13 protein-coding genes are annotated in these 12,369 nt (G+C 42.0%); 3 read left to right on the top strand and 10 right to left on the bottom strand.

The window, feature by feature from the left end:
• Positions 1-74 precede the first annotated feature (74 nt).
• The gene (locus ACUVXA_RS08355; RefSeq protein WP_445870795.1) at positions 75-1,241 is read left to right on the top strand and encodes a hypothetical protein; all 1,167 of its coding nucleotides are present in this window, start codon (positions 75-77) and stop codon (positions 1,239-1,241) included.
• A 149-nt stretch (positions 1,242-1,390) separates the two neighbouring features.
• On the opposite strand, the gene ACUVXA_RS08360 is transcribed toward ACUVXA_RS08355, so the two are convergent.
• The 10 genes from ACUVXA_RS08360 to ACUVXA_RS08405 all read right to left on the bottom strand — a co-directional run bounded on the left by ACUVXA_RS08360 (position 1,391) and on the right by ACUVXA_RS08405 (position 11,087).
• Entirely contained in the window at positions 1,391-1,672 is a 282-nt protein-coding gene (locus ACUVXA_RS08360; RefSeq protein ID WP_445870806.1) for a BsuBI/PstI family type II restriction endonuclease, read from the bottom strand.
• Complete coding sequence (locus ACUVXA_RS08365) at positions 1,672-2,328, bottom strand: BsuBI/PstI family type II restriction endonuclease (RefSeq protein WP_445870796.1); 657 nt, start codon at positions 2,326-2,328, stop codon at positions 1,672-1,674. Before ACUVXA_RS08365 ends, ACUVXA_RS08360 begins: the two co-directional genes overlap by 1 nt.
• Positions 2,315-3,589, bottom strand: a complete 1,275-nt coding sequence (locus tag ACUVXA_RS08370) for an Eco57I restriction-modification methylase domain-containing protein (protein ID WP_445870797.1) — start codon at positions 3,587-3,589, stop codon at positions 2,315-2,317. The genes ACUVXA_RS08365 and ACUVXA_RS08370 overlap by 14 nt, the downstream gene beginning before the upstream one ends.
• A gap of 98 nt (positions 3,590-3,687) precedes the next feature.
• Positions 3,688-3,927 (bottom strand): hypothetical protein, encoded by a 240-nt coding sequence (locus ACUVXA_RS08375; RefSeq protein ID WP_445870798.1) that lies wholly within the window; start codon positions 3,925-3,927, stop codon positions 3,688-3,690.
• A gap of 441 nt (positions 3,928-4,368) precedes the next feature.
• The gene (locus ACUVXA_RS08380) at positions 4,369-4,524 is read right to left on the bottom strand and encodes a hypothetical protein (protein WP_445870799.1); all 156 of its coding nucleotides are present in this window, start codon (positions 4,522-4,524) and stop codon (positions 4,369-4,371) included.
• Between the two features lie 86 nt (positions 4,525-4,610).
• Positions 4,611-6,191: a xylulokinase gene (locus ACUVXA_RS08385; protein ID WP_445870800.1), complete on the bottom strand. Its 1,581-nt coding sequence runs from the start codon at positions 6,189-6,191 to the stop codon at positions 4,611-4,613.
• A gap of 230 nt (positions 6,192-6,421) precedes the next feature.
• Positions 6,422-7,810 (bottom strand): aspartate aminotransferase family protein, encoded by a 1,389-nt coding sequence (locus tag ACUVXA_RS08390; RefSeq protein WP_445870801.1) that lies wholly within the window; start codon positions 7,808-7,810, stop codon positions 6,422-6,424.
• Between the two features lie 183 nt (positions 7,811-7,993).
• On the bottom strand, positions 7,994-8,770 hold the full coding sequence (locus ACUVXA_RS08395) for an acyl-CoA dehydratase activase (protein WP_445870802.1): 777 nt from the start codon (positions 8,768-8,770) through the stop codon (positions 7,994-7,996).
• 5 nt (positions 8,771-8,775) lie between these two features.
• Positions 8,776-9,969, bottom strand: coding sequence for a 2-hydroxyacyl-CoA dehydratase subunit D (locus tag ACUVXA_RS08400; protein WP_445870803.1), 1,194 nt, complete (start codon positions 9,967-9,969; stop codon positions 8,776-8,778).
• A gap of 17 nt (positions 9,970-9,986) precedes the next feature.
• Positions 9,987-11,087, bottom strand: coding sequence for a 2-hydroxyacyl-CoA dehydratase subunit D (locus ACUVXA_RS08405; protein WP_445870807.1), 1,101 nt, complete (start codon positions 11,085-11,087; stop codon positions 9,987-9,989).
• Positions 11,088-11,245: 158 nt separating this feature from the next.
• Here ACUVXA_RS08405 and ACUVXA_RS08410 point away from each other — a divergent pair, with 158 nt between their 5' ends.
• Together ACUVXA_RS08410 and ACUVXA_RS08415 are read left to right on the top strand one after the other, a co-directional pair.
• Positions 11,246-11,848 (top strand): hypothetical protein, encoded by a 603-nt coding sequence (locus ACUVXA_RS08410; RefSeq protein WP_445870804.1) that lies wholly within the window; start codon positions 11,246-11,248, stop codon positions 11,846-11,848.
• 181 nt (positions 11,849-12,029) lie between these two features.
• Positions 12,030-12,344 (top strand): hypothetical protein, encoded by a 315-nt coding sequence (locus ACUVXA_RS08415; protein ID WP_445870805.1) that lies wholly within the window; start codon positions 12,030-12,032, stop codon positions 12,342-12,344.
• Positions 12,345-12,369: the final 25 nt, after the last annotated feature.

Consider the following 12,369-nt stretch of genomic DNA (forward strand, 5'->3'; position numbering starts at 1 on the left):
AGTCCAAGAATGGTATTATTTATCATTAAATCTTTCTACTGTTGTGAACCCCTCGCTGTGAAGCAGCTTTCCCCATGATGCTCATCCTCCGTGTCGCGGTTCAAGCATACCTCTCATCCTACAACAACAAGCTCTACTCCCGGAAGAGACCCTGCCCGAGGTGTGGCTCAAAAAACGTGGTCAAGAGGGGCACAGAAACTAGGCTCTTCTGCAAGCTCATCGCAGATGGCTTTGAAGACGTAAAAGTGAGGGGCAAGCGACTCCAGTGCATGGACTGCAACGCCCAGTTCTACGCTCAAGCCCCCTTCTACAAGAACTGCGTCTACGCCATCCCCATAGTGGATCTGAGCCTCGCCTTCGCAGCCAACATGCCCTACAACAGGGGAGAAGCGGTCTTCACGGATCTGGGAATACAGGTAGACCGGGAGACCATAGAGCACTACTGCAAACTCTTCTGGGAGAAGGCGGAAAAGTACGCCGGCCTATCCTTCCTGGGAACAAAACTGGCCCTAAACATCCTCAAAATACTCACCGGCGCGGAGAACGTAGAAAAACTCCGAGAAAAGCTCCCAGAAATAATAGGAGGAGGGGAAGAAGAAGTTGTTATCGCTGGGGTAGCAGACGAAACCTACCCTACAAAGAAGGGAGCAAAGAAGAAACACCGCGAGGAGAACCAGAGAAGAAAGAAAGAGGGAAAGAAACCCCTACCCTATCCCAAAGGCTTCACCCTCGCCACAGCCTACCTGCCCGCCCTAAGCATCTTCGCGTCACTGGTGGTGCAGGACGTGGACTTCAACTTCCTTCTCGCCCTCCTGCTCATGCAGTCCCTCAAGGGAACCGACTACAACATAGTCGGCGGGGAACCATCATACAACGGGACCTGCGACAACCTGAAGCGGTGCACTATACACCGGAGGCGGCGTATCGCGGATAAGGACCATCAACTCCAAGAGCTTAAGAAGAACGACCTAGCCGCATACCTTGAGAAGTACAAAGCCCTCCACGACCACCTCAAAGAGGAGTTCTACAAGGAACTAATAAAGGAGAAAATAGGAAAAAAACCTCCAGCAGAGGAGCTGCCCACAAGCACCAACTCCATGGAGGGCGGGAACTGGAGGCTAAAGTACCTCCTCGCCACCCTGTACTGGACCTGCTGCGGACTCAGGGGTAGAGTCTTGCTCCTATGTCTGAGGGACTCGCTCAAAACCTTCTCGGGGGCAGACCGGTGGAGAACCCGGTGATTCGGATGAATCACTTCAGCTACGGGTTAATCATGGCAGCGTAAGCGAGAGATGTGTAGAAAGCAAGGAAATCCGGAACTAAAACAGGTGAACCCGTGCTTAACAAAACGTAAAAAAATCGAACGAATCTACATCACCCAGTATATGTTTTAATTGTTGTACGCAGAAAAAAGCTTTGGTCCATTGAAGTGAATCATGTGGTCGGGGTTATTTTCTATCCATACTTCTGTTTCCCATGCGATGTTGTCAACGTGTCTCTTAAATTCTCGGAAATCTGGAAATGCGCTTACGTATATTCTTTTGGCTTTGCTGTGCTTTAGTGTTTCTTCTAGTTCTATTTGGCGTTTAGGGGATAGGGGACATGCGCTGTAACGGCTTCTATCAAGAAAAGGTGGTTTTTTTGTGGGTTGTAAAGGACTAGGTCGGGTAATTAATCATGTTTTGTTATCGGAATTTTCAGTTCTTTGGATAGCTTTTCATCTATGTATAACAGTTTTCTAGCGGCATCGCCTACATATATTACTTTGGCATTAGGGCAGAATCTTGTTTGGAACTCTGTTAATATCTTTACTTGGAGTTCGTTGTGTCTTCCTGGGGAAAAGTCAATGGAGGTTCCATCAGGTAAATTTACGGGTATGAGATATTTTTTCTTCCGTTTCTCGTATTTTTCAATTAATTTACCTTTTTTCTTCACAAATTCGTGTAGGGCAACTTGCCAATCGGTGGTGCCGTATTTCTTCAAGGTTTCCAAAGCGTCGTCTGTAATTGCGTAACATGTTTTGGGACTATTTGTTGGTCTAAACGGATTATCTGGATTTCTTGTGACTATTCCCGCTTGTTCAAATTGATGAAGTATTTGGCGCCTTATTGTTTCTCGTGTATTTTCAGCATATTTTTTCCCATAGTATTTATGGACATAAAGAAGTATATCATGAATTTTTATAGCTCGCTTTTTTGATTCTGACCAAGGAGTATCCTCTTTCAAATCTATTAGAGCCAATATGGTTAGCGCCGATCTTTCGTTTTGCTGCGCCTTAGGTAGCCCCAAAGCTTCTAGGATATCAATGGCTTCACTAACTTTGCCCATCTTTGGTTTCGCCTTTATTTAGCTTTTTTATTTTTTCAGTACTAATTCCCAAAATTTCACCGACAACACCGTCTAAAGTAAAGTTATTCCGATATTGCGACGATTTGTGAATTACTTTTCCTATTTCTGTAATATCTTTAATATCAGGGAATGGCAAACTTCTAATATCTGTGGCATTCACTTGAGTGTTACCATTTAGTGATCTAAAGTAACTGTCGATAATGGTGGTATTTAATATTGCTGCGATACCAAAAGCTTCGTAAACGGGCAGGTTTCCGTTTGGTCTATGAATATAGTTTACGTGGTTCTCGATGCCTATGGTTTTGAAGGAAAAATCGGATTCTAAAAGTACGGCGGCGTACAATCTGCGCTTCTGCTCTTTTGAACTGAAACGTTTGACGAGTACATAATTTTTAATGGGTATCAGAAGTGGTGCTGTTTTCGCGCATACATTAATGGCAGACGCTTTTTCATTCTTTTTCAGAGGCCATACAACCTTCATATCTTTTATGTTATGCATCCATAGAAGAGGAGCTGAAATTGGTTTTTCTGTTAATTCAGGAAGCAAATATTGTTCAGCGCGAAAAGGAACTACGGGGCCTGTTGAAATTTCTAACCCCAATTCTTTTAGCGTGTTAGGCCATTTATCAATAATGTGCAGAATTTCTACATCGAGAGAGGAGGTAGGTATTCTTATGAAGAGTTCTCCATTTTTGTAGGATACTACATCGGTAAATTGAACATTGATTCTTCTTAATTGGTTGAAATTTTTGTTTTTACTTGCGCTTATAGTTATATTCTCATAATTGCTTGTTTTTTCTCGCTTCTTTGCTTTTATGATAATGTTTTCTTGAAGAACGTTATCTCTATCGAAAATTTCCTTTCGGGACTCGAAAATATGAATATTTTTTATTTGAACGTTACTCAGGAACCATTCTCTAAACCTTTTATAGTATAAGCCAGAGCAAAAGCTTCTTGGACTTATAAACACCATTTCTCCTTCCGGCTTTACCATACTTGCAGATATCGCCATGAAAAGAGCATATATGTTGGGCTGACCAGAAACTAATTCCATTATTACGCTAGATTGAGGAGAATCCTTGTTCAATTTATAATAGGGAGGATTATAGATTACAAAATCATATAAAATATGCTCCTCGCCTCCCCACAATAAATCAGTTTTTCTAAAATATCTACTATTATTTAAAATGAAATCTTGCCCATGAATATTGTATTCCACACTATGTCCTCTTTCTTCCAATTCCACTTTACATGATTCTAAAACCACTTTTAAAAATGGTAAAAAGTTAGGGTCATTCTCACAAGCATCCATGGTCAAATTTACAATTTTGTTATGAGTTAATAATCGCTCACAAAAGGCAGCAGTAAGAACAGCAGTACCCGCACCAGGATCCAAAAGACGAATCGTGCCATGAGGTATTTCAAATAGGCTTCCATAAATCTGCTAACTTCTTTAGGAGTAAAAAATTGTCCTTTCAATTTCCTGATTTTAGCATCATAGATTCTAGAATACAACTCGGAAAGTCTTTCAGCATATTCTAATATACCTTCTTGTTTGGCTCTTTCGGGAATTTTCATCAACCAACCTCACATTTCTACTTATCTTCCTTTCATTTATTAACTCCTCGAAATAGGTCCACTTTTAACATATACAAGACCACACTTTTTGTTCAAGCTCCGAATAATATACACATCCTGAATGCTGTTACATATTTGACCCTCATTATACAAATCTACTCAATCTTTCCATCACCCTTAACATAAAATAAACTCCCAATTCTTAAATGGTTCATAGCAACATAAGTATAAATTTTTGTCGTGTCTACTTTTCACACCGCAGCAACGCTCTTGAAAATGATTTGTTGAAGAGAAAATAAAAAATATATAAAAGTTTGCCGTAAGTTGCTTTGTTATGTAATTATTTGTGTTTATTAATATTCTCCCTTCTTTGTTAGTTGGATAGTATGTTTATAAACGCCTCTACATTTACTCAAACAATTCCTTAACTTTAGGGCGCAGCTATACTAGGAGAATGAACACCGCCAGCACAAGACATAGAAAGAATGAGAGGAAATCCTTACATGCAGCCGCCGAATCTCTAGGTTCTACGTCTCCTTCAGGAGCGCATATATTGTTTTTAGGTTGAGGAAGAATCAGTCCGGTGTAGAAGCCCATACTGTTCTGCGGGGAACCTTCTTGTGGGAGAGGATAAAAATTTTTTAAAAAAGAGGGAATGCAGGTGGGAATTTTGGGTTTGCTTTTTAGTGGGCTTCGCCTTTGTTTAGGGTTTGGAAGACTTCTTTTAGTTTGGGGTAGATTCCTTCAAAGACGTTGTACATTTCGTCGTATATTGGTTTTAGGTTTTCGTTTGGGTAGTAGTCTTTTTCGATTTTTATTATTTTGTTTACGGCGGTTTCGAAATCTGGGTATATTTTTAATCCGACCATGGATATTATTGCGATTCCCATGGCTGCGACGGAGCGGGGTTCTTTTATTGGTCGTATTCTTTTTCCTAGGATGTCGGCGAATATTTGCATCCAGAGGGGGTTTACTGCTCCTCCTCCGCAGGCGTTTAGGTGTTTGATTTCGGGTTTGGGTTGGTTTGGATCTAAGACGCCTCGGTCGAGGATTGCCTGAATGTTTTTATTTATCCATCTTATGTGGTAGGCTACTCCTTCCAGTATGGCTCTCGCTATTTCGGGCGAGCCGTGGTGGAAACTCAGATTGATGAAGCCGCCTCTAACTGTGGTGTCCTGTATTGGTGCCCTCTCTCCGAGCATCCAAGGCAGGAAGATTAGCTTCTTTGCCCCGGGCCCTACTGCTGCGGCTTCTTCGGTGATGATGTCGTATGGATCACAGTTACGCTGCATAGCCATTAAACACTCTATGCCACCAAGTTCGTCTCTGAACCATTTGAAGGGCGCAGCCACGCTTTCCATTTCGCCAATAAGCATGAACTTGCCCGGAACCCCAGAATAAATGGCAGCTATACCTGTATCGGGATCTACGGTAAAATTATCCACCGTTACGGAGACCCATCCAGAGGTGCCCAAGTATAAATGGCCCTCATGGGTATTAATTGAGCCAGAGCCTACGTGGGTAGCCGGTGCGTCGCCGGCACCACAGATTACTTGCGTATTCGTGGCAAGTCCCATTTCTCGGGCGGCTTCTGCAGTAAGTGTCCCTAGAACATCTGTTGTTTTGGTAACTTCGCAGAGTTTATCTCTGGATAAGCCCACGCCTTCGATTAATTCGTCAACCCATACATGATCCTGAAGGTGGAAAAGCCCGTAGAGGAGGGCAGTGCTCCAGTCAGTGTAGAAGTCACCTACCAATTTACGGATGACGTAGTCCTTGACGTCCCCCCATTTGTAGGCTTTCTCGAAAACTTTAGGCTCGTTGTCTCGAACCCACCAGATTTTGGGAATGACGTCTTTTGCGGTGGTCATCGGCAAGTTGCCCATGTCCAGCAGTTGACTTATGGGATCGAATTTTTTTTCAAATTCGTCTGATTGTTTTTCGCTTCGGGAGTCAAGCCATATCATTGCCGGGCGGAGAGCATTGCCGTCTTTATCCATGGGTATTGCGGCCATCATTTGGGCATCCAAGCTTATTCCAATCACGTCTTTGGGATCTACTTTTGTCTTTTTTATGAGTACTCGGGTTGTTTCTACAACAGCGTTCCAGTAATGTTTGGGGTCCTGCTCTGCCCACCCAGGATGTGGATAGTCTACATCGTAGTCTTTCTCCGCGACTCCCAGTATCTTGCCCGAAACACCCACTAAAGTGGCCTTATCGCCAGACGTGCCTACATCGTGAGTTAGTACGCATTGTTCTCCCAACTCTTAAACCTCCAATGATTACACTTATAGAAACGATTTTTTAACATTTTTTAATTACATGTTTTATAACTTCAATCTTAAAAAGTTTCTTAATTACATTTTTGAAATATAAATAAAGTTCTAAACTATTAACAATGAAAAAGAAGTAAAAAAATTCCCTATCTAGGGTTTGTAGGGTTAAGGGGGTTAAAAAAAGGAAAAGTTGTTGGGAACCGTTTTTATTTTAGGTTTTAGGTCTTTATAAGTGGGGTAACTGTTTGTAGGCACTCTTCGAAGATTTCCATTGCCCGATCAATCTGTTCTCTGGTAATTACCAGGGGCGGTTTTATGGTTAGCGTGTTTCTGTAGAATTCGCCGTGCATGGTTATCACCGGTTGGCTTAGGTCTAGTATTAAACCTTTTTTGAGGGCTTCTGCTACAAATTCTTCCGCAGCAGTGTTTGCAGGCACTTTTGTCTTGGGATCTTTTACCAGCTCCACTCCCTGGAATAGCCCAATTCCTCGCACGTCACCCATTATGGGGTAGTTCTCCTGCAGCTCCAGAAATCTCTTCATTAGGTACTTTCCCATTTCCTCCGCTCTCTTAGGTAAATCCAGTCTTTCAATGAGCATCAAGTTTATAAGCGCAGCAGCATAGCAAACGGGATTCGCGCTGAAAGTGCTGTGTTGCTCTGCGGGGGTGAACATTCCCAGCTTTTCACTGGCTAAGGTCGCCCCCATCGGGAATCCTCCTCCTAGGGCTTTGGTGAGGGCCATGAGGTCAGGTACGGTGTCGTAATATTCTGCTGCGAACATCGTGCCTATCCTTCCGAAGGCGGTTTGAGACTCATCGTAGAGAAGCAGGAGATTATTCTTATTACAAACCTCTCTGACCCCCTTTATGAATTCGGGGGGAGCAGGCACTTCTCCCATTGGTCCCTGGATAGGTTCTATAAGTACTCCGATTGGTAATCCTTGGCAACCGTAGTCTATGGTCTTTTGGAGCATGGTTAGGCATAGGTTTCCGCATTCCGATATGTCCTTTTCTCCGAAGGGACATCGGTAGCAGTAGGGGAAAGGAGATTTTACAAAGTGTTCTCTTCCGAATCCGCGGTATCGAACCACTATAGGCATATAGTGGGTGGGAGCCATCATGGCAAGAGTGTTCCCGTGGTATCCGCCCCACATAGTTATGAAAATGTCTTGCTCCAATGGCCGGTTAACCATGGCTAGTTTTAAGGCCACTTCAACCGCAACTGATCCACCCTGGGTGTTAAGCACCACGTTCTTGAGGTCGCCGGGTGCTATTTCAGAGAGTTTGTTTACCAGTTTTATCCTGGGAATTGTTTGGAACTGGTTGCGGGCATGGGAGATGTGTTTCATCTGTTCCATTGCGGCAAACATAACATCTTGTTGAATGTATCCTATTCCCAGTGTCCATGCTTGGGAAGTGAAATCAATATATTCGTTACCCTTGGAATCCTCAACTCTAGCCTCACCGGGTATTCCTTGAAACAGAATCACATCTTTCGATGGGACGAGCTCGTGTTTATGACATTTTTCTAACTCTTGGTCAGTTACATTTGTAAGTATCTCAATAATTTCTTCTTCAGTAAAATGCTTTGGCTTAATGTCAGCCACTCCTCAACACCACCAACAAATCTAATACCTTTTTTCTATTATGGTTAGATTTTAATTAATTTTTAGAGAGGTTACCAAAGTAGCCCTCTCTCGCACAATCATGATGCAAATATTTTCTTGTAAAATTATCATTCTTGATACGTATAAAAGTATCTGGTAATTTACAACTATAATAAACTCAAATTATTTTACTGCCTTTTCTCGAGCTAAGATAGCAGCACCCAGAGCACCAACAATTTGTGGTTCCTCAGGCACTAGAATTCCGAAACCCACCTTCTCCTCCAAAGCCTTTATCACACCCTTATTTTTGGCAACCCCACCCGTCATAACCAAATCTTTCTCAATTCTTACCCTACTAGCCATACCAAAAACCCTGTTCGCAATCGCATCATGTATACCCGCGATAATATCTATTTTGGGGGTTCCACTAGAGATTTGAGAAATCACCTCAGATTCCGCAAAAACAGTACATATACTACTGATTTTGGCTCTATTTCTAGACTGAAGTGAGAGTTCCCCCAGATCCTCTAACCTCACCTCTAGTGCTCTAGCCATAACCTCCAGAAATCTCCCCGTTCCCGCAGCACACCGGTCGTTCATAGCAAAATCTAACACCCTACCATTTTCTCCAATTTTGATGGCCTTACTATCCTGTCCACCGATATCTATAACTGTTCTCACACTGGAAAAAAGCGAGTAAGCACCCTTTGCATGGCATGAGATCTCTGTAACCTGCTTATCTGCAAAGGGAACGTTTACACGACCATACCCCGTTGCAACTATGAAAGTAATGTCATCCTTAGAGAGTCCAGCCTTATTTAGAGTATACTCCATAACCCTTTGTGCTGTTTCTTTACTGTTAGAACCTGAAGGGATTATCGTAAAAGCTAAGGGCTTTTCATCTTCTAAAATAATGGACTTGGCCGTAAGTGCGCCAATATCAATTCCAGCGGTATACATTTCTATTATCCCAGCAGCTCCATAAATGCTTGGATTCTCATCTTAACTTGAGCATCAGAGTAAGCTCTTCCATCACAGTGATCACCTTCAATTATCAGAGAGGGAATTCCAAGTTGTTCCATTAGGATATCTTTTAGTTCATATTGTAGTAGAGATAAAAATTTACAGCTTCTGTTGGAGTGCATCACAGCACCATCTATTTTGTACTGCTTACAAAGCTCGACCATTGACCACGCTCTATTATTTAGTTCTATGAAGGGGGACATGTACTTTCTTGCCAGCGACTCTAAAGGTTTTTGAGGATCTAAACGTCCGCTCCAAACCATCGTATAGGGCTCCAGAACAAAAACCGCTCCGAACCTATGGAAATAATTTGATAGCCCCACATTGTACCAGAGAACAATATTGTCCCAGAGCAGACGATACTTCTCTTCAGGTATAACACCCATTCTTTTCTTAACCCTTTCCTTAACTTCGTCTCTCAGTCTTTCGTAAAAATCAACAGCCGCCTTGGTACCCGGTAGAGTTACTATAGCAAACATACAAGAAAGAATATCTGCCGCACCAACAGGGCATGGTACATTCTTCCGCATTTCCATAACCTCATCCCAGAGCTCACTCGCCCTATCGGATAGCCTAACCACCTCCGCGAGCTTATCATAGTCTAGTTTCCTACCTGTCTGCTCTTCAAGGAAGACTATTAGGTCTTCAAGCTGGGAAACATAATGGTCAATGTGGTAGTCTTCCACCTGACCCGTAACGTAGGGAGCATCAATTATAAAGAGCGGACAGTTAAACCGGCGACTCAGAACCTGCCACCACTTGATATGGGTCTTACAGAACTTACGAGCAACAACCAGGAAATCCGGAGACGCAAGACCACCAAGGGGGGCCCCTTCTTCCAAGGTCGTTCCTATAGTGTTCCTAGCATAAGAGCACAAGTCACCGGAATATCCTGCACGTTCAGCAGCCTCAATAAATTTAGGTGCCACCTGAGTAACCGCACATAGCGCGGAGTAATTTTCGGGATAAACCACCGCTACATCCATGGCGTAGAGTATTTCAACCGGGTCATATCCAGTCATCCATGTAACAGGCTTACCCTGTTTCTTCGCCTCATGTGCACCCATATAGTGTTCAGAAGCCATCTTGAAAACTTCTTTTGAAGTTTCCAGACCCTTTTTTCCTTTTTCCGTCAAGCTTTTACCACCTATATTCATATTGTTTCAAAGAAAGCCTCTATCCGGGTCTTGAGAGGACCTAGGGGGGAGGTCACGTGTTCGGTTTCAATGAGAAGTGTGGGGATTTCAACCTCTCTCAACCTCTCCTCTATGAAAGGATAATCGAAAAGGTGGGGGTCGCAAAACTTTTGTAGTGTAAATATTACTGCCTCCACATTGTAGTCTTTTATAAGATTAAAAATGTGTTCTAAACGTTTTTCTGGTGCGTAATTGCAGGGACAGGGAATTCTTTCATAGTATCGGTCTGCTATGCCGGTAATAGGAGGAGCCTTCTCGTTAACTTGATCCCAGAAGTAACGGGTTCCCGTGCAGAGGTCATCAGCTACTACGAGTCCCCCCGAGTTCTCAATCATTTTGAGTATTTCTGAGTCGTATATCACGCTACCCGAAACAAGTATTCTTAACCCCGGCTCGGGTCGGTTCTCCCTATCTGATATTTTTTCCAGCAGGTTCTTAAGCAGTTGATTGTGCTCCTCCTTGGGAGTCAACATGCTCGATCTAACTATTTCCAGAGCCTCAACCCCAGAAATTGGGGGAATTGAATTCCTCCTAAATTCGTAGACTTCTTTCAAAAGTCTTCTGTTCTCGTTATAAATTGAAATAGAATCCTTAAGAGAATTATCCGAAATCTCTCTCCCCAGAAGAGTTTCCAGTGATGACTTGAATCTTGCTACTTCTTCTCGGAAATATTTTTTTGAAGTCTCGGTTTTGGCACAGAGAGGATCCACAAAACCTATGTAATCTGTTTTAATGTCAGCCTTCCAGATGTTATAAACTGAGACCATGGTGTCACATGTGTAAGGAAACACCAATCCGTCCAGGTGGTTGTAACGATCCTTCAGACCTTGATCATAACAGCTGCGTGCAAAGGAGCACACGTAGCTTGGTAGGTGAACGTCGGCTAGGGTTATATCATCGAAACCACCCATTATTCTAACGGGTATAATCCCTGCAGCGTGAATGATTTCCTCCGGAACATAAGAGCAGAAATAGCCGAAGACCTTCTTACCCAGTTTTTTCCATTTGATTACATTATCATGACGATTTGAAACAAGGTCCTCAAAAACTTTGATCATGGTGGACAACCCTTAATCGCCGATAAAGAAAAATAATGCTTAATAGTCTTAAAACTTTCTCCCGAATATAACTAAACATATCATAATAAGGGAGCACATATTTAGAATTTGTAATAGTTAATAAGGTAATCTCGTTGAATTTATTCAGAGTGGCAAAAATGTCGTTGGAAAAGAGGTTAAAATTTTGGATAGAGGAGATTGACGCTTACGCAGGGCTCAGACCTCCTCTATTTACTAATCGATTACTGAATGATCCTAACTTAGATGAAGCCATAAAAATAATTGGGGGTAAGGAAAAGGTTGACTGGTCAGGTTTAAGGAAGGGATTGGAGGATATGCGGAAAGCTTATCAGAGATTTTCAGGATTTCGTCTAATTATAATTTTAATGTTTTTAGTAATAATTATTGGTGTGATATCCACTATACTAATATTTACGAATTTTTCCCAAATAGAAACAGAGTTTTCACTTATTGGTGCGCTTCCACTGCTTCTTCTGGTAATTATTATTGTTTTTGGGGATTGGCTTGTTTATAAACGGAATATGTACATTACAGTAAAAACTTTTAGACAAACGGCTCTAGGGGCTAGAAAGATAGCTCAAATCTTGATAAACAGACTAGTAGATATTGCAGAATGTCCCCACCGCTTAAAATTGTACTATTTAAAATATGAAAATACACGTCAAGTGGGAACACGTCTCGCTTTCAACCCCATCATGACTAAGAAATATCTAATGGAACTGAGAAGCCCCCAAAAATAAACAATCTTAAATTTATTTTTATCAAATAAGTATTTTTTTATTAGTTTCTCTAAACTTTAAGAAAAAAGCTTAAATAAACCCACTTATTGCCCCGAATTGGAGGCTAGTTATATGGACAAACAGATACCAAAGTCTATTCGAAAAATATCACGTAGCGCTGGTTAAAGCACTCGGAGAAGATGTGCAAAAAGTCTTTGTTAAACTAGGAAGAGACCTCGGTTCTCAATTGTCGAATGGAGGAAAAATAAGTCTTCAGGAACTTGAAAAGGAACTAGGGACCTATCTTCAAAACGACTTGCAACTCGGTGAAAAAATTGACGTAAGCATTGAAGACCATGAATTAAACATTGAGGTTACGGGATGCAGAATCTGCCCAGCTAACCAAATACTTAGATCACAAGGTATGGGTGGAGCCTGTTTTCTACCAGGAATATTAATGGGAGCAATAAAGCAGATAGATGATATCAAAAGGGTTTACAACAGTAGGAAGATTTAATACTAAATAATACCATATATGGCTA

The organism is Candidatus Jordarchaeum sp., from assembly GCF_052745115.1.